The sequence below is a fragment of the Pseudomonas kulmbachensis genome, assembly GCF_963681935.1.
In the GTDB taxonomy this organism is placed as follows: domain Bacteria; phylum Pseudomonadota; class Gammaproteobacteria; order Pseudomonadales; family Pseudomonadaceae; genus Aquipseudomonas; species Aquipseudomonas kulmbachensis.
The window spans coordinates 3,364,769-3,383,201 of sequence record NZ_OY817088.1 but is presented as its reverse complement, the minus strand read 5'-3'; the positions used below and the strand labels follow the sequence as shown (position 1 = coordinate 3,383,201).

At 55.0% G+C, this 18,433-nt stretch carries 23 protein-coding genes; 15 read left to right on the top strand and 8 right to left on the bottom strand.

Annotated elements, in window-relative coordinates; translation table 11 throughout:
* Nucleotide 1: 1 nt before the first annotated feature.
* On the bottom strand, nucleotides 2-547 hold the full coding sequence (locus tag U5A05_RS15590; RefSeq protein ID WP_261738799.1) for a histidine phosphatase family protein: 546 nt from the start codon (nucleotides 545-547) through the stop codon (nucleotides 2-4).
* A gap of 193 nt (nucleotides 548-740) precedes the next feature.
* On the opposite strand from U5A05_RS15590, the gene copC reads away from it, so the two are divergent.
* Together copC and copD are read left to right on the top strand one after the other, a co-directional pair.
* Nucleotides 741-1,115 (top strand): copper homeostasis periplasmic binding protein CopC, encoded by a 375-nt coding sequence (gene copC, locus U5A05_RS15585; RefSeq protein ID WP_321833788.1) that lies wholly within the window; start codon nucleotides 741-743, stop codon nucleotides 1,113-1,115.
* A gap of 4 nt (nucleotides 1,116-1,119) precedes the next feature.
* A complete protein-coding gene (gene copD / locus U5A05_RS15580) occupies nucleotides 1,120-1,971 on the top strand; it encodes a copper homeostasis membrane protein CopD (protein ID WP_321836524.1) in 852 nt (283 codons plus the stop codon).
* 113 nt (nucleotides 1,972-2,084) lie between these two features.
* On the opposite strand, the gene lpxO is transcribed toward copD, so the two are convergent.
* The 4 genes from lpxO to U5A05_RS15560 all read right to left on the bottom strand — a co-directional run bounded on the left by lpxO (nucleotide 2,085) and on the right by U5A05_RS15560 (nucleotide 5,486).
* Nucleotides 2,085-2,984: a lipid A hydroxylase LpxO gene (gene lpxO / locus U5A05_RS15575; protein WP_321833787.1), complete on the bottom strand. Its 900-nt coding sequence runs from the start codon at nucleotides 2,982-2,984 to the stop codon at nucleotides 2,085-2,087.
* A gap of 303 nt (nucleotides 2,985-3,287) precedes the next feature.
* A complete protein-coding gene (locus tag U5A05_RS15570; RefSeq protein WP_261738796.1) occupies nucleotides 3,288-3,977 on the bottom strand; it encodes an endonuclease I family protein in 690 nt (229 codons plus the stop codon).
* 4 nt (nucleotides 3,978-3,981) lie between these two features.
* Nucleotides 3,982-4,233, bottom strand: coding sequence for a DUF1654 domain-containing protein (locus U5A05_RS15565; RefSeq protein WP_248098305.1), 252 nt, complete (start codon nucleotides 4,231-4,233; stop codon nucleotides 3,982-3,984).
* Between the two features lie 173 nt (nucleotides 4,234-4,406).
* Nucleotides 4,407-5,486: an asparaginase gene (locus U5A05_RS15560; protein WP_261738795.1), complete on the bottom strand. Its 1,080-nt coding sequence runs from the start codon at nucleotides 5,484-5,486 to the stop codon at nucleotides 4,407-4,409.
* Between the two features lie 439 nt (nucleotides 5,487-5,925).
* Between U5A05_RS15560 and U5A05_RS15555 the strand changes: the two genes are divergently transcribed.
* From U5A05_RS15555 to U5A05_RS15525, 7 genes are read left to right on the top strand one after another with little or no spacing between them, the layout of a single operon-like run.
* Nucleotides 5,926-6,879 (top strand): sugar ABC transporter substrate-binding protein, encoded by a 954-nt coding sequence (locus tag U5A05_RS15555; protein WP_261738794.1) that lies wholly within the window; start codon nucleotides 5,926-5,928, stop codon nucleotides 6,877-6,879.
* Nucleotides 6,880-6,934: 55 nt separating this feature from the next.
* A complete protein-coding gene (locus tag U5A05_RS15550; protein ID WP_321833783.1) occupies nucleotides 6,935-8,491 on the top strand; it encodes a sugar ABC transporter ATP-binding protein in 1,557 nt (518 codons plus the stop codon).
* Complete coding sequence (locus U5A05_RS15545; RefSeq protein ID WP_261738792.1) at nucleotides 8,488-9,465, top strand: ABC transporter permease; 978 nt, start codon at nucleotides 8,488-8,490, stop codon at nucleotides 9,463-9,465. Before U5A05_RS15550 ends, U5A05_RS15545 begins: the two co-directional genes overlap by 4 nt.
* Before the next feature lie 3 nt (nucleotides 9,466-9,468).
* Nucleotides 9,469-10,503, top strand: a complete 1,035-nt coding sequence (locus tag U5A05_RS15540; protein ID WP_261738791.1) for a LacI family DNA-binding transcriptional regulator — start codon at nucleotides 9,469-9,471, stop codon at nucleotides 10,501-10,503.
* Between the two features lie 10 nt (nucleotides 10,504-10,513).
* Nucleotides 10,514-11,434, top strand: coding sequence for a ribokinase (gene rbsK, locus U5A05_RS15535; RefSeq protein WP_261738790.1), 921 nt, complete (start codon nucleotides 10,514-10,516; stop codon nucleotides 11,432-11,434).
* Nucleotides 11,431-11,835, top strand: a complete 405-nt coding sequence (gene rbsD, locus U5A05_RS15530) for a D-ribose pyranase (RefSeq protein WP_261738789.1) — start codon at nucleotides 11,431-11,433, stop codon at nucleotides 11,833-11,835. Before rbsK ends, rbsD begins: the two co-directional genes overlap by 4 nt.
* A 22-nt stretch (nucleotides 11,836-11,857) precedes the next feature.
* Entirely contained in the window at nucleotides 11,858-12,886 is a 1,029-nt protein-coding gene (locus U5A05_RS15525; protein WP_261738788.1) for a nucleoside hydrolase, read from the top strand.
* 17 nt (nucleotides 12,887-12,903) lie between these two features.
* On the opposite strand, the gene U5A05_RS15520 is transcribed toward U5A05_RS15525, so the two are convergent.
* Nucleotides 12,904-13,104: a hypothetical protein gene (locus tag U5A05_RS15520; RefSeq protein WP_261738787.1), complete on the bottom strand. Its 201-nt coding sequence runs from the start codon at nucleotides 13,102-13,104 to the stop codon at nucleotides 12,904-12,906.
* Nucleotides 13,105-13,248: 144 nt separating this feature from the next.
* On the opposite strand from U5A05_RS15520, the gene U5A05_RS15515 reads away from it, so the two are divergent.
* The gene (locus tag U5A05_RS15515) at nucleotides 13,249-13,554 is read left to right on the top strand and encodes a hypothetical protein (RefSeq protein ID WP_261738786.1); all 306 of its coding nucleotides are present in this window, start codon (nucleotides 13,249-13,251) and stop codon (nucleotides 13,552-13,554) included.
* A 163-nt stretch (nucleotides 13,555-13,717) separates the two neighbouring features.
* Nucleotides 13,718-14,026 carry an I78 family peptidase inhibitor gene (locus U5A05_RS15510; protein ID WP_261738785.1) on the top strand — a complete coding sequence of 103 codons (309 nt, stop codon included), beginning with the start codon at nucleotides 13,718-13,720 and terminating at the stop codon, nucleotides 14,024-14,026.
* Between the two features lie 71 nt (nucleotides 14,027-14,097).
* Here U5A05_RS15510 and U5A05_RS15505 read toward each other — a convergent pair whose 3' ends face one another.
* Together U5A05_RS15505 and U5A05_RS15500 are read right to left on the bottom strand one after the other, a co-directional pair.
* Nucleotides 14,098-14,310 carry a cold-shock protein gene (locus U5A05_RS15505; protein ID WP_003179963.1) on the bottom strand — a complete coding sequence of 71 codons (213 nt, stop codon included), beginning with the start codon at nucleotides 14,308-14,310 and terminating at the stop codon, nucleotides 14,098-14,100.
* A 293-nt stretch (nucleotides 14,311-14,603) separates the two neighbouring features.
* Nucleotides 14,604-14,906 (bottom strand): hypothetical protein, encoded by a 303-nt coding sequence (locus U5A05_RS15500; protein ID WP_261738784.1) that lies wholly within the window; start codon nucleotides 14,904-14,906, stop codon nucleotides 14,604-14,606.
* Nucleotides 14,907-15,271: 365 nt separating this feature from the next.
* Between U5A05_RS15500 and thrS the strand changes: the two genes are divergently transcribed.
* The 4 genes from thrS to rplT are packed head-to-tail and all read left to right on the top strand — an operon-like array spanning nucleotide 15,272 to nucleotide 18,384.
* Nucleotides 15,272-17,194, top strand: coding sequence for a threonine--tRNA ligase (thrS, locus tag U5A05_RS15495; RefSeq protein ID WP_261738783.1), 1,923 nt, complete (start codon nucleotides 15,272-15,274; stop codon nucleotides 17,192-17,194).
* Nucleotides 17,194-17,745 carry a translation initiation factor IF-3 gene (infC, locus tag U5A05_RS15490; protein WP_171970586.1) on the top strand — a complete coding sequence of 184 codons (552 nt, stop codon included), beginning with the start codon at nucleotides 17,194-17,196 and terminating at the stop codon, nucleotides 17,743-17,745. Before thrS ends, infC begins: the two co-directional genes overlap by 1 nt.
* Nucleotides 17,746-17,804: 59 nt before the next feature.
* A complete protein-coding gene (gene rpmI / locus U5A05_RS15485) occupies nucleotides 17,805-17,999 on the top strand; it encodes a 50S ribosomal protein L35 (RefSeq protein WP_003442181.1) in 195 nt (64 codons plus the stop codon).
* 28 nt (nucleotides 18,000-18,027) lie between these two features.
* Nucleotides 18,028-18,384 carry a 50S ribosomal protein L20 gene (gene rplT, locus U5A05_RS15480; RefSeq protein ID WP_003442184.1) on the top strand — a complete coding sequence of 119 codons (357 nt, stop codon included), beginning with the start codon at nucleotides 18,028-18,030 and terminating at the stop codon, nucleotides 18,382-18,384.
* The last annotated feature ends 49 nt before the right edge of the window (nucleotides 18,385-18,433 follow it).

Here is an 18,433-nt window from a genome sequence, read left to right as displayed (position 1 = left end):
TCTAAACCCGCAACCGCCAACGTTCATTGAAGCGCAGGTCAACCACCGACAGCGGTTCCACGTCGATCAGGTTGAAGGAGGCGGTGCTGGCTGCCAGCGCATGCAAAATGGCGGCGCGGATGACAAAGGGATGAGTCACCACGGCAAAATGGCCCTCTTCACGAAATTCGTCGAGCCAGGCGCTGACCCGCAGGCAGAGGTCTTGCACGGATTCGCCGCCATGGGGCGCTGAGTATGGGTTGTTGATCCAGCTCGTCAGTGCTTGGGGCATGCTCTGTTGCAGGTCTGACAGACGCAGGCCCTGCCAGTCGCCTATATCGTAATCCCCCAGCGCGGGCACGATTTCAATTTCGCCGCCCAGTGCCTGGGCGGTTTGCAAGGCTCGGGTTTCGGGGGCGCAGAGGATGCGTACTGGTTTTTTCAGGGCCACACTCATTTCAGCCGCCAGCAGCAACCCCTTGGGCTCAGCCGGTTCATCCAGCGCAAAGCGTCCCAGACGCTGGGCTTCAGTGCGGGCATGACAAATAAGGCTGAGACGAATGGGCATGCTGAGATCCTTGCGGGGGAGGCGTAGTGTCTGGTTTCGGGGTTACTGCGTGCCTTAAAGTCAGTTTAGGCCAGGGTCTGACGTTTCGTTGTGAACCGCGTCGCTGGGTCAAATTTTGCCAGGCGCGGCCACAACCAAACGTCAACAGACCCTAGTATTATGACCGCGTATTTCACTCTCCAGGTACTTTGCAATGTCTGCTGCTTTCTTGAAAAAAATCCTCAATACCGCTGCGTTGCTGACACTGATGGCCGGTGCCAGCGCGGCATTTGCCCATGCCCATCTGGAACAGTCGACACCTGCCGCTGACAGCACCGTCAGTAATGTCAAAGAACTGCGTCTGGTTTTTACCGAGGGCGTAGAACAGGCGTTCACCAAGGTCGTCCTTACGCATGACCAGGCACCGGTTGCAGTGAGCAGCATCAAGACCGAGCCCGCAAACAAGAAAATCCTGATTGTAACTCCAGCCCAGCCGTTGCCAGCGGGCACCTATAACGTGAAGTGGAACGCAGTGTCTGTTGATACCCACAAGAGCACCGGCGATTACAGTTTTACGGTGAGCAACTGAGTTGATTGTCAGCGCAATGGTCATCTGCCGGTTTGTACACTTTTGCGTGCTGCTGCTGATGTTCGGGGCCTGTGCATTCAGGCCCTTGCTGCTCGGCGCCTACCCAGCCATCGACATTGATCGGCAACTGCGCAAGGTCAAACGCGGCCTGGCATGGCTGGGACTGCTCAGCGGTGTGGCCTGGTTATTGTTGACCACCCATTCCATGGCCGGTAGCTGGCCCGAAACACTGGAGCCCGCCACGCTGTGGCTGGTGCTGGGCAGCACTTTTTTCGGTCAGGTATGGGCCTTTCATCTGCTGTTTTGCGTGTTGCTACTGATTGCCTTGTATCGCCCGGGCCGTTTTTACCTCGTGTGGACGCTGAGCTTTCTATTGCTGGCCACTTTGGCGCCGGTGGGGCACGGCGCGATGCTGGATGGCTGGCGCGGGCAACTGCTGATGCTCAACCAACTGGTGCATTTGGTGTGTGTCGGGACCTGGGTCGGAGGCCTGATGGGGTTGTTGCTGATCCTTGTACGTCCTGCCGGGCAAGCCGTGAGCGCGGTTTTGCAGCGCTTCAGCAATCTGGGGTTTGTGTTGGTTGCCGGGATCATTCTTACCGGGCTGATCAATACACGAGTGTTGACCGGGGCACTCTGGCCTACGCCATTGTTTGAAGGCTTCGCACTGATCCTGTTGATCAAAGTGACGCTGGTGGGCGTGATGCTATTGCTGGCGCTGTTCAATCTGCTGATGAGTCGCGCGGGGCACTTGGCCATTTTGCGCAGCAGCGTGGAACTTGAGTGGCTCTTCGGGCTGGCGGCCGTGGCTGCGGTTTCATTGCTCGGAACCTTGCCGCCACTGGTGGTGCGCTGATTCCTGTAGCCGCTGTCGAGGCACGAGGCTGAGATACGGGCCGTAGGTCCTTCAAATTTTCGGGGCCGCTGCGCAGCCCATCGCAGCCTCGTGCCTCGACAGCGGCTACAGGTCTAAATCAATAAAAACACGCCCAGCAACGCGCCGAACACTAACCACTTTTCCAGGTAATAACGGGTGCGGTTGCGCTTTTTCAGTTCTTTGCCGCGCAGGCGAATCTTGTACAACCGGGTAAATGCGCGGTTCAAGCCCCCGGTTTTGTCGTTGTCATCGTTTGGTGAACTGGCAGAGGCCATGACCGTGCGGCTGAACCACCGGTTGAAGGCGCTGGCCCAGCGATATTGCATCGGCCGTTCTACATCGCAGAACAGGATGATGCGGTTTTTGTCCGTGGCGTTTTCGGCGTAATGGATAAAAGTTTCATCAAACATCACGGCTTCGCCGTCACGCCACGCGTAGCTCTGCCCGTCGACGTTGATATGGCAGCCCGGATCATTTGGCGTGTCCAGGCCCAAATGAAAGCGCAGCGAGCCCGCATAAGGATCGCGATGGCGCACCAGCTTCGAACCGGGCGGCAACTCGGCAAACATGGCGGCCTTGATCGTGCCGATGCTGTTGAGCAGCTCGATGGTTCGCGGGCACAGTTCGACCGCTGACGGGTGATTGTCGCCATACCACTTCAGATAAAAGCGCTTCCAGCCGCTCTTGAAGAACGAATTGAACCCAACATCATTCGGTTGTTCAGAACGTTTGATTTCACCCGCCTGCATCAGGCTTCGCGCTTCTTCGCGGATTTCCTGCCAATGGTCCTGCAAGGGCTGCAGTTCGGGAAAGTCCGCAGGCTTGAAGTAAGGCTGGCTGGGGACTTTGGAGAACAGGTACAGAAAACAATTGATCGGTGCCAGGAAGGTCGAGTGATCGCTCAGCTGGCGCCCCAGCTTATGGCGTACTTTGCCCCGCAGGTGGACATATGCGATGGACAAAACGTAGACAGCAATAATGATGAGTTTCAAGAGTATCGTCACAAGTCAGGAGAAACGCAGCCCTGCATACACGCAAGTGGCCCGATGTCCTGTAGGAGATATCGGGCGCTGGTGTCGCTTGTTGGGAGCCAAGTCGTAAGGTTAAAACAGCACTTTGGGCATTTTCCAGCTTTTCATGCTGTTTTTGCACCTCTTTGGGTACAGTCTTTGGTCGTGTTGCGGGCAGGATGGTGGCCGGTTCTCAATCTGTCGAATTAAGGCATCGACCTCGGCAGGCCCCCTGAGCTGTGGCGGGGCCCCGGCGGGTGACAGGGCGAGAAAGACGCGATGTCGTCAGCCGCAGGCTTTGAGGTTGACCGGGCCAACGAACTCGTTGCCACGGCCCATCACGCACGCGACCGCCTGGTTGCGTTGACGTTCCCAGGCCTGGACGGGGTAGGTTTTGTTCCAGGCCTCGTACAGCTGTTGGTCCTGTTTTGATAGACGTAAATTGTATTGCTTGCTCATGTAGAAGTAGGTGCGCGCGATCATGCCGCGGATGGAAGGTCGGGGCATGACCTTTTTAGCCTTGAAATCGACCTGTGTCAGGCACGAGCCATATTGGCCCTTTTGCTCGGGTAGCCAGCCAAAACTGAAGTTGTTTCTGTCCCCATTTACCTCACCAATGCTGGGCACCAGGTTGTGCAGGTCAGCTTCTGCGACCTTGTACACGGGATCGTTACGTGTGCAGTTTTTTCGCCCACCACTTTGCCAGCATTGGCGCTGATGGCCGATCTGCCAGGCCGGAACGATGTGTTCCCATTCTATGCGCGCTGCCCGGTTGGCATTCTTGCGCGGGATGTAACCACAGGCTTTGAGGTCGACGCGGTTGCCGGTGTATTTGCAACCGCAATAAAACTCGGTGGACTGTGGTGCGTAGAGTTTCCAGGCGACTTTCTTGGCTGCGCTGAAGGTCTGCGGGGCTTCGGCCTGAACGCTTAGAACGGTGAAGAGACTGACCAGTGCCAGTAAACGAACCTTCATTTACTCAATCTTCCTCAAGCACGGTCCAGAAAATATTGACCCCGCCATCATCGCGATGGGCAACGGTGACGTTGTCGTTTTCGGAAATTTCTTCCAGCAGGCGCTCCCAGAACTCAGGGTTGTCGCCTTCGAGTCGCTCAAGTACCGCCATTTTGTCTTTTTGAGCTTTTGGCGAACTGATGATTTTTTGTATGCGCGTGCCGAAAATTTCGTAGGGGCTCGGAGGGGTCGGCTCTTTAGCCGCTTTTTTAGCCATGATGCGATCCTTGGTGTGCTGTATGCGCATACAGTATTTAACTGTGCCAGATTTGGCAACTGTTTGGTGTATTGGCGAGCATCTTCGACTGTTAATCAGCGCCAAAAAAAGGCCGCCTCCCACAGGGGAGGCGGCCTTTTCACGTTCAAATCGCTAGCGCTTAAGCGTGCGACTTAGTACTCCCAGAACATCCGCTGCAGCTCTTTGCTGTCTTGGGTTTTGGTCAGTGCGACCATGGCCAGGATGCGAGCTTTCTGAGGGTTCAGGTCGTGGGCTACAACCCAATCGTTTTTGTCGTCAGGCTGCTCTGCGTTACGCAGTACGAAACCGCCGTTGTTTACGTGGGAAGAGCGAATGATTTGCACGCCATCCTTACGCAGGGCTTGTAAGGTTGGAACCACACTCGAAGCTACTGAACCGTTGCCTGTGCCAGCGTGGATGATGGCTTTGGCGCCGGATTGTGCCAACGCTTTGTAGGCGGTGTCGTCGACGTTGCCATAGGAGTAGGCGATGCCTACGTTTGGCAGGCTCTTGATGTCTTTAATGTCGAATTCGGAATCCATGGTGTGACGCTTGGCCGGCAAGCGGAACCAGTAGGATTTGCCTTCAACGACCATGCCCAGTGGGCCCCATGGGCTTTTGAATGCTTCGGTCTTGATGTTGATCATTTTGCTGACATCACGGCCGGACTGGATCTCGTCGTTCATGGTGACCAGCACGCCTTTGCCGCGAGCTTCTTTGCTGCCGGCAACGGCAACAGCGTTGTACAGGTTGAGCATGCCGTCAGCCGACATCGCGGTGCCTGGGCGCATGGAGCCAACAACAACAATCGGTTTGTCGGTTTTTTCGACCAGCGTCAGGAAGTAAGCGGTCTCTTCCAGAGTGTCGGTGCCGTGGGTGATAACGATACCGTCGACATCCTTGCTGTCAGCCAGTTCGGCGACGCGGCGGCCCAATTGCAGCAAGTTTTCGTTAGTGATGCTCTCGGATGCAATTTGCATCACTTGTTCGCCACGTACGTTTGCCAGTTGGCTCAGCTCGGGAACACCGGCGATCAGCTTGTCGATGCCGACTTTGGCTGCGGTGTAAGTGGCGCTGTTTGCAGAGCTTGCGCCCGCACCGGCAATGGTGCCGCCTGTAGCCAGAATGATGACATTAGGTTTGGCGACAGCTTCTTGTGCCTGAACAGTCGGCAGTGCCAGCAGAAGGGCCAGTGCGCCCGGAACAATCGTTTTCAACACAGCATTTTTCATTGTTTTTTCTCTTATTAGTGAGTGTGCCGATGTACACACCGAGCACGGCGCGCGCCATCCTTAGGCCACGAGCGGTGTTAGAAAGGCATTATTTGTGCCAGAGCGAGGAGTGTTGTGTTTTGATGCTAACTAATTGATTTATAAGCATTTAATTTGTTGGTAATTTATTTTGTAATTAAATAAGACGGTTTTCCGAACAAAAGTCGATTTTGTGTTCGGAGAGTCGACTGCTGGTCGGTGAGGGGCAGGTTTTTTTCACGTTGACAAATAACAACCAGCTTTCCATAGTAAGGTTCAAGCAAACGTTTGCGCCGCTTTTTTTGAACCTGCATCTGCAGGTTCTCACCCATGACCTATTGCCAGTGACACGGCTTTTGGCAGTCAGGCGGAGCGCGAGCGGGACGTTGCTCACAATAATCATAAGATCGGAGTTACTTCCATGAAGCTGCCATTTGCTGGACGCCTCCTTGCTGTCGCCATGCTGGCTGCGGCATCCCTTACCCTCCCTGTTGCTTATGCGGATACGCCTCAAAAACCCAAAGTTGGCCTGGTGATGAAATCGTTGGCAAACGAGTTCTTTGTCACCATGCAGAAGGGCGGTGAGGACTATCAGAAAGCGCATTCGGCCAGTTTCGACCTGGTCTCCAACGGGATCAAAAATGAAACCGATACTGCAGGCCAGATCGACATCATCAATCAGATGATCATCGCCAAGGTCGATGCACTGGTGATTGCTCCCGCGGACTCAAAAGCTCTGGTTTCGGCCATCAAAAAAGCCAAGGACCGTGGCATCGTGGTAGTCAATATCGACAACCAGCTGGATCCCGAAGTGCTGAAAAGCAAAGGCATCGAAGTGCCGTTTGTAGGGCCCAACAACCGGCTGGGCGCTCGTGAAGTCGGGGAGTACCTGGCGACCAAGCTGCAGGCGGGCGACGAAGTGGGGATCATCGAGGGCGTATCGACTACCACCAATGCCCAGATGCGCACTGCAGGTTTCAAGGATGCGATGACCGCAGCCGGGATGAAAATTGTGCCGGTGCAGTCGGGCAATTGGGAAATTGACGGCGGCAACAAGGTCGCGGCGGGCATGCTCAGCGAGTACCCGAACCTCAAGGCCATCCTGGCGGGCAATGACAGCATGGCACTGGGTGCGGTGTCGGCCATTCGTGCTGCTGGCAAGGTCGGTAAGGTGCAGGTTGTAGGCTACGACAATATCGATGCGATCAAGCCGATGCTCAAGGATGGCCGAGTATTGGCCACGGCTGATCAGGCAGCAGCCCAGCAGGCAGTTTTTGGTATTGAAACCGCGCTCAAGCTGGTCAAGAAAGAGCCGGTCGAGAACCTCAAGGATGGCGTCATCGATACCCCTGTCGAACTGGTCATCAACAAGTAATCGAATTCGCTGTCGCAGGCACCTGCCCGGTTGGGCGGGTGCCCGGAGAAATGTTATGTCTGCTCCTGATGCCAGCGTGGTCCTCACGGTCAGCGGGATTGGTAAAACTTATACTCAGCAGCCGGTACTGGCAGGCATTGATCTGTCGCTGTATCGCGGCGAAGTGCTGGCTCTGACCGGCGAGAATGGCGCGGGTAAAAGCACTCTGTCGAAGATCATTGGTGGCCTGGAAGTTCCGACTCTTGGCCATATGCAGTTCAATGGTCAGGCCTACACCCCCGGCAGTCGCTCACAAGCCGAGATGCAGGGTGTGCGCATGGTCATGCAGGAACTGAACCTGTTGCCCACGCTGACGGTGGCTGAAAACCTGTTTCTGGATAATCTGCCCAGCCGCATGGGTTGGATCAGCCGTAAGCAATTGCGCAAAGCAGCCATTGAGGCCATGGCCCAGGTTGGGCTGGAGGCGATAGACCCCGACACCCTGGTCGGGGAACTGGGTATTGGTCATCAGCAAATGGTCGAGATCGCTCGCAACCTGATTGGCGACTGCCATGTGCTGATCCTTGATGAGCCCACGGCGATGCTCACCGCACGTGAAGTCGAAATGCTCTTTGTGCAAATCGAGCGGTTGCAGGCACGGGGCGTGGCGATTGTTTATATCTCTCATCGCCTTGAAGAGCTGGCCCGGGTGGCGCAGCGGATTGCCGTGCTGCGTGACGGTTGCCTGGTGTGTGTCGAGCCCATTGCCGATTACAGCAGCGAGCAGTTGGTCAATCTGATGGTCGGGCGTGAGTTGGGTGATCAGCTGGATTTGGGCGAGCGCACCTTAGGGGATACTGCGCTCAAGGTCTGTGCGATCAGTCGTTCGGACAAGGTGCAAGATGTCTCTTTTGAGGTCAGAAAGGGCGAAATATTTGGCATTTCAGGGTTGATTGGGGCAGGGCGCACTGAGCTTTTGCGGTTGATTTATGGCGCTGACTTAGCCGATAGCGGCACGGTTGCAGTGGGCTCTCCGGTGCAGGTGGTCAGTATCCGTTCGCCCGCAGATGCGGTGAGGCAGGGTATCGCCCTGATTACCGAGGACCGCAAGGGCGAGGGGTTACTGTTGACCCAGTCGATCAGTGCCAATATCGGCCTGGGCAATATGCACCGGATCTCCCGAACGGGTGTGGTCAATGGCCAGCAGGAAGCCGCACTGGCTCAGCGCCAAATAGACGCAATGGGCATCCGCAGCACCGGCCCCGAGCAAGTGGTATCGCAACTCTCCGGCGGCAACCAGCAGAAGGTGGTGATCGGTCGCTGGCTGGAGCGCGACTGTACGGTCCTGCTGTTCGATGAACCCACTCGCGGTATCGACATTGGCGCCAAGTTCGATATTTACCGGCTGCTGGGCGAGTTGACGCGCCAGGGCAAGGCGCTGGTTGTGGTGTCGAGTGATCTTCGCGAGTTGATGTTGATCTGTGACCGGATCGGCGTGCTGTCTGCGGGGCGTCTGATCGATACCTTTGAACGTGACAGCTGGAGCCAGGAACAATTACTGGCAGCCGCTTTTGCCGGTTATCAAAAACGAGATGCGTTGCTCGCAGAAGCCGCGCCAAAGGAAGCCTCATGAAAGCCACCCTCGTGCCGCGAAAAAATGCACACAACTATTACGGAATGGGCACCTATCTGGGGTTGGCGGGCGCTTTGCTGGCCATGATTGTCCTGTTCTCCAGCCTGAGTGACCATTTTTTCTCTTATGACACGTTAAGCACCCTAGCCAATCAGATCCCGGATTTAATGGTGCTGTCTGTCGGCATGACCTTTGTACTGATTATCGGTGGTATCGATCTGTCGGTTGGCTCGGTGCTGGCCCTGGCGGCATCTGCGGTCAGCGTGGCGATCCTGGGATGGGGTTGGAGCGTTTTGCCCGCAGCGCTGTTGGGCATGGGCTGTGCAGCTCTCGCCGGGACAATTACAGGCTCGATCACGGTGGCCTGGAAAATCCCCTCGTTTATTGTGTCGCTGGGTGTTCTGGAAATGGCCCGGGGTGCGGCCTACCAAATGACCGGTTCGCGTACGGCCTATATCGGCGACGCTTTCGCCTGGCTTTCGAACCCGATTGCCTTCGGTATTTCACCTTCTTTTATCATCGCATTGCTGATTATTGTGGTGGCTCAGGCCGTACTGACACGCACGGTGTTTGGCCGTTATCTGATCGGGATTGGTACCAACGAGGAAGCCGTACGCTTGGCCGGTATTAATCCAAAGCCCTACAAGGTTTTGGTTTTCAGCATGATGGGCTTGCTGGCCGGGGTGGCTGCGTTGTTCCAGATATCTCGTCTGGAAGCTGCGGACCCTAATGCCGGTTCGGGTCTTGAGTTGCAGGTTATTGCAGCCGTGGTGATTGGCGGCACGAGTCTGATGGGTGGGCGCGGTTCGGTGATCAGTACCTTTTTCGGGGTGCTGATTATTTCGGTATTGGCTGCCGGGTTGGCTCAAATCGGCGCAACCGAGCCTACCAAGCGTATTATTACCGGTGCTGTCATTGTGATAGCAGTGGTATTGGACACTTACCGCAGTCAACGTGCACAGCGACGGAATTAAGCGATGGCAACTATTAAAGATGTCGCGGCAATGGCAGGCATTTCGTATACGACGGTTTCTCATGTTTTGAACAAAACCCGTCCCGTCAGCGAGCCGGTCCGCTTGAAAGTTGAGGAAGCCATTGCGCATCTCCAGTATGTACCCAGCGCTGTAGCGCGCTCCCTTAAAGCAAAAACGACAGCGACTATCGGTCTGTTGGTGGCCAATAGTCTGAACCCATACTTTGCCGAGTTGGCCCGAGGCATCGAGGACTACTGCGAACGCAACAATTACTGCGTGATCCTGTGCAACTGCGACGACGATCCTGACAAGCAGCGCAACTACCTGCGAGTGCTGCTGGAAAAACGGGTCGACGGGCTGGTTGTTGCTTCCGCAGGGGGCGACCTGGGGATGGCGAGCGGGCTGGTCGGGGTTCGAACGCCGATGGTGATCGTCGACCGCAGCCTTGAAGGTGTTGATGCTGATTTGGTGCGAATCGATCACGAGTTGGGCGCTTATCTGGCCACGCGTCATTTGCTCGACCTGGGCCATCGTGCCATCGCCTGTATTGGTGGGCCGGCTATTACCCGTGTTGCGCAGCAGCGTACTGCCGGGTATCTGCGGGCCTTGGCAGAGGCGGGTATTTCGGCCCCTGAGCACTGGATGGTCGAAAGTGATTTCAGCAGTGTTGGTGGCTATCAGGCCGCTGTCGGTCTGCTGGAGAGCAACCCGCCCTCGGCCATTTTTGCCTGCAACGACATGATGGGCATCGGCGTATTGCGGGCCGCTGCCGAGCGCAATATCCGGGTGCCGGAGCAATTGTCGGTTATCGGTTTTGATGATGTGCAGATGAGCCGTTATGTCTATCCATCGCTGACCACTGTCGGGCAGTCGATTCTGCAATTGGGCGAAATGGCCGCACAGTTATTGTTGCGCCGTATTGCATCGCCCGAGCGGGCTGTCGAGCAGAAAATCGTCAGCCCTGGGATTGTGCTGCGCGAATCCACCAGAGCTTATGTTGAGACGCCGCTTAAGTACCCCCAAAAAATCAATGGATGAGTGTCGATAGATGCAAGCAAATGTAGTGGTGATTGGCAGTCTGAACATGGACCTGGTCACGCGAACCGAGAGACTGCCGCATCCGGGAGAAACCGTGTTTGGGCAGTCCTTTGCCACGGTGCACGGAGGCAAGGGGGCCAATCAGGCAGTAGCGGCATCGCGCCTGGGCGCCCGGGTAGCCATGCTCGGGTGTGTCGGCAGTGACGCTTATGGCACGCAACTGCGCGAAGGGCTGCTGGCTGATCAGATCGATTGTCAGGCGGTGCGTACCGTGTCCGGTAGTGCAAGTGGTGTGGCGCTGATTACGGTCGATGCCAAGAGCCAGAACACCATCGTGGTCGTTGCGGGTGCCAATGGCTGCCTTGAACCGCAGGACATCAAGACCTTTGATCAGGTTTTGCAAGGCGCGCAAGTGCTTGTTTGCCAGCTTGAAGTGCCGATGGAAACTGTAGGTTGTGTGCTCGCTCGCGGGCGTGAGCTGGGTAAAGTTGTGATTCTCAACCCCGCGCCTGTGAGTGGCCCGCTGCCAGGGCACTGGTACGCCACCATTGATTATTTGATTCCGAATGAGAGCGAGGCGTGGGCACTCAGCGGGGTGACGGTTGACTCGCTTGAGTCGGCAGAGCTGGCGGCTCGTCGGCTCGTCGGGTTCGGGGCGGGCAAGGTGATTGTGACACTGGGCGCGCTGGGCGCTCTGTTTGTCAGCGCGCAGCGTGTTGCGCACTTTGCTGCGCCCAAGGTTGAAGCTGTGGATGCCACTGCGGCGGGAGACACCTTTGTGGGAGGCTTCTCGGCCGGGCTGGCGGCTGGCATGGATGAAGACGATGCAATCCGCTTTGCCCAGGTTGCGGCGGCGCTGTCGGTCACCCGTGCAGGTGCCCAGCCTTCCATTCCACTGTTGCGTGATGTCCAGGGTTTTGCCAAGTCATGAAAAAAACACCTTTGCTTAATATCGCCCTGTCGCGGCTTGTCGCTTCGTTGGGGCATGGCGACATAGTGGTGATCGCGGATGCTGGTTTGCCAGTGCCCAAGGGGGTTGAACTGATTGATCTGGCTCTGACCCAAGGCGTTCCTGATGTCGCCAGTACTTTGCGTGCGTTGCTCAGCGAGATGCAGGTGCAAAGCCATGTGCTGGCCCATGAACTGCTGCTAGCGCCTTGCCCGGCACTGACATGCATTGAACAACATGCCAGTAACGATGAGTTGGGTTCGAGGCTCTTGCTCACCCACAGCGCCTTCAAAGAGCTGTGCCAACAAGCAAGAGTGATTGTTCGTACCGGGGAGTGTCGCCCCTACTGCAACATTGCCCTGGTCTCGGGTGTAACCTTTTAGATAAAAATACAGGGAGTTGTTTATGTTGCGTTTTAACCGGTTTTTTAAACCATTGATCAGGAGTGTCCTGCTTTTGTCCGCTATCACGATTTCAAGTGTTCAGGCTGCAGACAAAATTGATTTGATTATCGACACGGACCCCGGTGCGGATGATGTTGTCGCGCTACTGATGGCGCTGGCTTCGCCAGAGCAATTGAATGTGCGGGCGATTACCACCGTGGCGGGTAATGTGCGGTTGGACAAGACCTCGCGCAATGCTCGGCTGGCGCGGGAGTGGGCAGGGCGTGAAGACGTTCCGGTCTATGCCGGGGCGCCCAAGCCGTTGGTACGCTCTCCTATCTACGCCGAGAACATTCACGGTCAGGAAGGTGTGACAGGTGTACCTGTGCATGAGCCTGCGAAAGGGCTTGAGCCTGAAAATGCGGTTAACTACTTGATCGATACATTGCGGGCGGCCAAGCCTGGCAGCGTGACCATTGCCATGCTCGGGCCACAGACCAACCTGGCCCTGGCGTTGATTCAGGCACCCGATATTACTAAGGGGATCAAGGAAGTCGTACTCATGGGAGGCGCTCACTTCAACGGGGGGAATATTACCCCGGTCGCCGAGTTCAACCTTTATGCAGACCCGCATGCAGCCGATGTGGTGCTCAAAAGCGGCGTCAAGCTGACGTATGTGCCGCTCGATGTAACGCACAAGATTTTGACCAGTGAAGCGCGTTTGAAACAGATCGCTGCATTGGGCAACACGGCCGGCAAACTGGTTGGCGATATCCTCAATGAATACGTCAAAGGTGATATGGAACACTACGGGTTGCCAGGCGGGCCCGTGCACGATGCCAGCGTTATCGCCTACCTGCTAAGCCCGGAGTTGTTTACCGGGCGTGAAGTGAACCTGGTAGTGGATACGCGCGAAGGGCCAACCTTTGGCCAGACAATCCCGGATTGGTACAACACCTTGAATCAGCCAAAAAATGCCTTCTGGGTCGAAGACGGGGACGCACAAGGCTTTTTTGATTTGCTGACGGCACGGCTGGGCCGGTTGAAGTGATCTAAGCGCGCGCAGGTTCAGGTCAGTTTCGCGAGTTCACCCTGTTTGTACTTTTCGAAAACCTGACTGACAAAAGCTCGGGCTGCATCTGTCCCGAGCTCTTTGACTAAAAGGTCGATGCCGATGATGGCCAGCTCTTCAGGGCTGCCTGGGCTGTAGGAACACTGGCCTTGAGGCCACTTGGCCTTGATATCTGCGTCGATGCTGACTGTTGTCATGGGGTGCTCATGAGGGGGCGTGAAAAACGATTTTAGCAAAAAGCCACCCTTAAGCTATCAGGAGACCAAAGTTTTCCTGTCTCAACTTTGACATCAGGTCTGTGGTGCATGCCACACTTGCGCTTTTCAAGAGCGGTGCAGGCCATGCAAATTGATTTAAACGACCCTGAGGGCCTGACCCTTGCTGCGGTGCGCCAGTTGCTGGCTTCGGCGGGTGACGATGAACACACTCAGCTGCGCGTGAGCAAGGCGGGTATTGCTTACATTTCATCTGGCGTAGTGGGCGGTGTAGATACCGACGGGCTGCTTTTCAGGTTGGAAACCTGGGCGGCTGGATCTGGCTATGTCGGAAAAGTCGCGGCTAGCGATGAGGTATGGGTGATGCAGATTTTCAACGCCCTTAAAGACAACTGGCCTAACCCGCCATTTGACTACATTGATGTGTACTGATTTCGTACACATATTTGGCAATGATTAGATGCGTGCGGTAACAGTCCGCGTGTGCAAAATCGTGCATGCGCAGGCCAATCAAGTGGGTGCAGTCAGGCGCCATGCAACCTATTTGCGAAAAAGCTGTCGCAAGGGTTCAGACTATTTATCTTAAGGAGGCTTCATGTCTTGGAAGCTAGTGTCATTGGGCTCGTTGTTGGCAGTCGTAGCACTGTCAGGGTGCAGCACCCAGAATTCAGTTAAAGAACCCGTCGCTGATGCAGGGCATAGCCGCTGCGATGCTAAATCAGCAGAGTTTGTGATCGGTAAAAAGGCTTCGTCCGAGCTTCTGGAGCAGGCCCGCGTAAAGGCCGGTGCGCAAAACGCGCGGATCTTGTCGCCGCACGACGTAATGACGCTTGAGTACCGTTCGGATCGTTTGAATCTCAATGCGGATGACGATGCAATCATTACCCGGGTTAACTGCGGCTAACGTACGGCTGACGATGCATCAGGCATAAAAAACCCCGTCACATGGACGGGGTTTTTTTGTTCGAGGGAGATTTACTCCGGACGAACCTGTGCAGCTTGCATACCCTTTTGGCCTTTCTCAGCCACGAAGGAAACGGTTTGGCCTTCTTTCAGGCTTTTGAAACCGTCGCTTTCGATAGCTTTGAAGTGTACGAACAGGTCGTCACCGCCACCTTGAGGAGTGATGAAGCCGAAGCCTTTTTCATCGTTGAACCATTTTACGGTGCCGGTTTGGCGATTAGACATGGTGTATCTCCAAGAAACTTATATTTTCAGTAGTACTGTGCTGCTCAGGCCAACTGGGCACACCGAGCTATCATAGTCGAAATGTGCGCTTTGGGAGCCCCCCCGAGCTGCAGATTGCTGCAATGTTAGCTTTTGTCTGCCGCTTAAAACCTTCGAAACCCCCGTATTACGGGGGTTTGATGGCCAAAAAGACTTGAAAAAAAAGCAGTCACGAATATATATTTTTTAAGCAAAAAGGATTTTTAGGCCGCTTTTGCTCTGAACAAGACCCAAATTGGCCCTGAAAGTAGGGTCTATTTTGTTGCCCGGCAGGTCTGTATTGCATCCAGAGCCTTGGTACGAAGCTCGGCGCTCGGCTGAGTCGTCTTGCTCATCAACTGCTTGATCTCAGCAGTCGAGAACTTTTCAGAGAGCTTGTCCGCGCCGCATGCGCAATGCTGCTGGGCTGTTTTGGCATCGACGTTTTGGCTTGCCGCTGCGACGCAGTCTTTCATGTAATCTTTTTTGGCCCCGGCTGGCCAGTTGTCGGCCTGGGCACTCAGGGGCAGCAGCATTGCCAAAGGTGCTGCGAGGGCGAGGAGGCGGATCATGCGCATAAGATGCTCCTTGTAAGTATTAAAACCGAGTGTGTATCACTGAGTATCTGAAAGGTTAGTGCAGCTCAAGTTCACCATGCGTGTAAGAATGTTTCCTTTATTTTGGATGCAGGGCAGGGTCTACAACAGAGAGCGGACATCTGTGCTAGCATGCCGCCCTTGGCTGTTTTGTGCTTTTGTGTACTCCCTGAGTCGCAATGCCGGGCCATTAACCTTATTGATTTGAACTCCAGTCACTCTGGTTCGGTTCTCGTTTGGCCGCAAGGCTCCTGCCACTGTGAGGCAGGCATACTCCCGAATCGCGTACTGGCTCATCCCAACCCACGTGACCTTTGGTAGGGGTCACCACTAGGAGAGGAGGCGCCATGCCAACTATTACTCTTCCCGACGGCAGTCAACGCTCTTTCGATCATCCTGTATCTGTTGCTGAGGTAGCCGCTTCAATTGGCGCGGGCCTGGCAAAAGCCACCGTGGCCGGCAAGGTCAACGGCAAGCTGGTTGATGCCTGTGACCTGATTGAAAACGACGCCACTTTGCAAATCATCACGCCAAAGGATGAAGAGGGGCTGGAGATCATTCGTCACTCTTGCGCCCACTTGGTCGGTCATGCGGTGAAACAACTGTTTCCGACGGCCAAAATGGTGATCGGCCCGGTGATCGATGAAGGCTTTTATTACGATATCGCCTATGAGCGTCCGTTTACTCCGGATGACATGGCCGCTATCGAAGCGCGTATGCAGCAACTGATCGAAAAAGATTACGACGTCATCAAAAAAGTCACTCCGCGTGCCGAAGTGATTGATCTGTTTTCCGCTCGTGGCGAAGACTACAAGCTGCGTTTGATCGAAGACATGCCGAACGAACAGGCCATGGGTTTGTACTTCCATGAAGAGTACGTCGACATGTGCCGCGGGCCTCACGTCCCGAATACGCGCTTCCTGAAGTCGTTCAAGCTGACCAAGTTGTCGGGCGCCTACTGGCGTGGCGATGCCAAGAATGAGCAGTTGCAGCGTATTTACGGCACTGCCTGGGCTGACAAAAAGCAGCTCGCGGCTTACGTTCTGCGTATCGAAGAAGCCGAGAAGCGCGATCACCGTAAAATCGGTAAGCGTCTTGGCCTGTTTCATACTCAGGAAGAAGCACCGGGCATGGTGTTTTGGCACCCGAATGGTTGGACGCTTTACCAGGTACTTGAGCAGTACATGCGCAAAGTACAGCGCGATAACGGCTATCTGGAGATCAAGACTCCTCAGGTAGTGGATCGCAGCCTGTGGGAAAAGTCCGGGCACTGGGCCAACTACGCCGAAAACATGTTCACTACCCAGTCGGAAAGCCGCGATTACGCGATCAAGCCGATGAACTGCCCTTGCCACGTGCAAGTGTTTAATCAGGGTCTGAAAAGCTACCGTGAGTTGCCGCTGCGTCTGGCGGAGTTCGGTGCTTGCCATCGTAATGAGCCGTCGGGTGCCTTGCACGGCATCATGCGTGTGCGTGGCTTTACTCAGGACGATGCCCACATCTTCTGTACTGAAGAACAGATGCAAGCCGAGTCGGCAGCTTTCATCAAGCTGACCCTGGATGTGTACGCTGACTTCGGGTTCAAGGACATCGAGCTCAAGCTGTCAACGCGTCCTGAAAAGCGCGTGGGGTCTGATGATCTGTGGGATCGTGCTGAAAGTGCATTGGCCTCGGCCCTTGATAGTGCGGGTCTGCCCTACGACTTGCAGCCGGGTGAAGGCGCCTTTTACGGACCCAAGATTGAATTTTCTCTGAAAGATTGTCTGGGTCGTGTCTGGCAATGTGGTACCCTGCAGCTCGATTTCAACCTGCCTATCCGTCTTGGCGCAGAATATGTGTCCGAAGACAACAGCCGCAAGCACCCGGTTATGCTGCACCGTGCGATCCTTGGATCGTTCGAACGCTTTATCGGTATTTTGATCGAGCATTACGAAGGTGCGTTCCCTGCGTGGCTGGCGCCAACCCAGGCAGTGATCATGAATATCACTGATAAACAGGCAGATTTTGCTGCTGAAGTTGAAAAAACTCTCAATCAGAGCGGATTTCGTGCCAAGTCTGACTTGAGAAATGAAAAGATCGGCTTTAAAATCCGCGAGCATACTTTGCTCAAGGTTCCTTATCTCTTGGTTATCGGAGATCGGGAAGTCGAGATGCAGACTGTCGCTGTGCGTACACGTGAAGGTGCTGACCTGGGCTCGATGCCCGTCGCGCAATTCGCTGAATTCCTCGCACAAGCGGTTTCCCGGCGTGGTCGCCATGATTCGGAGTAATTATTATTAAGCGTGAAATGAGACAAGATAAACGAGCTGCACCGAAAGCCCCGATCAACGAGAATATCTCTGCACGCGAGGTTCGGTTAATTGGGGCTGAAGGCGAGCAGCTTGGGATTGTGTCAATTGAAGACGCGCTTCTTAAAGCTGAAGAGGCCAAACTGGATTTGGTGGAAATTTCCGCTGATGCAGTACCCCCAGTTTGTAAGCTGATGGACTACGGCAAATCTATCTTCGAGAAGAAGAAACAGGTTGCCGCTGCAAAGAAAAACCAGAAACAGATCCAGGTTAAAGAAATCAAGTTTCGTCCAGGGACGGAGGAAGGGGATTACCAGGTAAAACTGCGCAACCTGGTACGTTTCCTGAGTGATGGGGACAGGGCCAAGGTATCGTTACGATTCCGCGGCCGTGAGATGGCCCACCAGGAGCTGGGTATGGAACTGTTGAAGCGGGTTGAAGGTGACCTGCTTGAGTACGGGACCGTCGAACAGCATCCTAAGATGGAAGGACGCCAACTGATTATGGTCATCGCCCCGAAAAAGAAGAAGTAATCACTAGGGCACGGCAGGCCTTTTGATTATGTTTATCAACTGAATGCGGAGTACCGAACATGCCAAAGATGAAAACTAAAAGTGGTGCTGCCAAGCGGTTTCTGAAAACTGCTAACGGCATCAAGCACAAGCACGCTTTCAAGAGCCACATCCTGACCAAAATGTCGACTAAGCGTAAGCGTCAATTGCGCGGTAGCAGCTTGCTGCATCCGTCTGACGTGGCAAAAGTGAAGCGCATGCTGCGCCTTTGCTAATTTCGGTCAAGAATAGAGGAAGTAACTCATGGCTCGTGTAAAGCGTGGCGTTGTCGCCCGTAAACGTCACAAAAAAATTCTGAAACTGGCTAAAGGCTACTACGGCGCACGCTCACGCGTATTCCGTGTTGCCAAGCAAGCGGTAATCAAGGCAGGCCAATACGCCTACCGTGACCGTCGTCAGAAAAAACGTCAGTTCCGCGCTCTGTGGATCGCTCGTATCAACGCTGGTGCACGTATTAACGGTCTGTCCTACAGCCGTTTCATCGCCGGCCTGAAAAAAGCTTCCATCGAGATCGACCGTAAGGTTCTGTCTGATCTGGCAGTGAACGAAAAAGCGGCGTTTGCTGCGATTGTCGAGAAAGCTAAAGCCACTCTGGCTTAAGTACCCCCGACAGTCACCTGGGCTTGCCTGTGTAAGCCCGGGTGCTAAA

Coding starts and splice junctions, on each gene's coding strand:
- U5A05_RS15565 (WP_248098305.1), bottom strand. CDS start 4,233: ATGGCTAAAAAAGCGGCTAAAGAGCCGACCCCTCCGAGCCCCTACGAA.
- thrS (WP_261738783.1), top strand. CDS start 15,272: ATGCCAACTATTACTCTTCCCGACGGCAGTCAACGCTCTTTCGATCAT.
- U5A05_RS15500 (WP_261738784.1), bottom strand. CDS start 14,906: ATGCGCATGATCCGCCTCCTCGCCCTCGCAGCACCTTTGGCAATGCTG.
- rplT (WP_003442184.1), top strand. CDS start 18,028: ATGGCTCGTGTAAAGCGTGGCGTTGTCGCCCGTAAACGTCACAAAAAA.
- rpmI (WP_003442181.1), top strand. CDS start 17,805: ATGCCAAAGATGAAAACTAAAAGTGGTGCTGCCAAGCGGTTTCTGAAA.
- rbsD (WP_261738789.1), top strand. CDS start 11,431: ATGAAAAAAACACCTTTGCTTAATATCGCCCTGTCGCGGCTTGTCGCT.
- U5A05_RS15545 (WP_261738792.1), top strand. CDS start 8,488: ATGAAAGCCACCCTCGTGCCGCGAAAAAATGCACACAACTATTACGGA.
- U5A05_RS15510 (WP_261738785.1), top strand. CDS start 13,718: ATGTCTTGGAAGCTAGTGTCATTGGGCTCGTTGTTGGCAGTCGTAGCA.
- U5A05_RS15515 (WP_261738786.1), top strand. CDS start 13,249: ATGCAAATTGATTTAAACGACCCTGAGGGCCTGACCCTTGCTGCGGTG.
- U5A05_RS15540 (WP_261738791.1), top strand. CDS start 9,469: ATGGCAACTATTAAAGATGTCGCGGCAATGGCAGGCATTTCGTATACG.
- U5A05_RS15590 (WP_261738799.1), bottom strand. CDS start 547: ATGCCCATTCGTCTCAGCCTTATTTGTCATGCCCGCACTGAAGCCCAG.
- U5A05_RS15555 (WP_261738794.1), top strand. CDS start 5,926: ATGAAGCTGCCATTTGCTGGACGCCTCCTTGCTGTCGCCATGCTGGCT.
- rbsK (WP_261738790.1), top strand. CDS start 10,514: ATGCAAGCAAATGTAGTGGTGATTGGCAGTCTGAACATGGACCTGGTC.
- U5A05_RS15560 (WP_261738795.1), bottom strand. CDS start 5,486: ATGAAAAATGCTGTGTTGAAAACGATTGTTCCGGGCGCACTGGCCCTT.
- copC (WP_321833788.1), top strand. CDS start 741: ATGTCTGCTGCTTTCTTGAAAAAAATCCTCAATACCGCTGCGTTGCTG.
- U5A05_RS15520 (WP_261738787.1), bottom strand. CDS start 13,104: ATGACAACAGTCAGCATCGACGCAGATATCAAGGCCAAGTGGCCTCAA.
- U5A05_RS15570 (WP_261738796.1), bottom strand. CDS start 3,977: ATGAAGGTTCGTTTACTGGCACTGGTCAGTCTCTTCACCGTTCTAAGC.
- U5A05_RS15550 (WP_321833783.1), top strand. CDS start 6,935: ATGTCTGCTCCTGATGCCAGCGTGGTCCTCACGGTCAGCGGGATTGGT.
- U5A05_RS15505 (WP_003179963.1), bottom strand. CDS start 14,310: ATGTCTAATCGCCAAACCGGCACCGTAAAATGGTTCAACGATGAAAAA.
- U5A05_RS15525 (WP_261738788.1), top strand. CDS start 11,858: ATGTTGCGTTTTAACCGGTTTTTTAAACCATTGATCAGGAGTGTCCTG.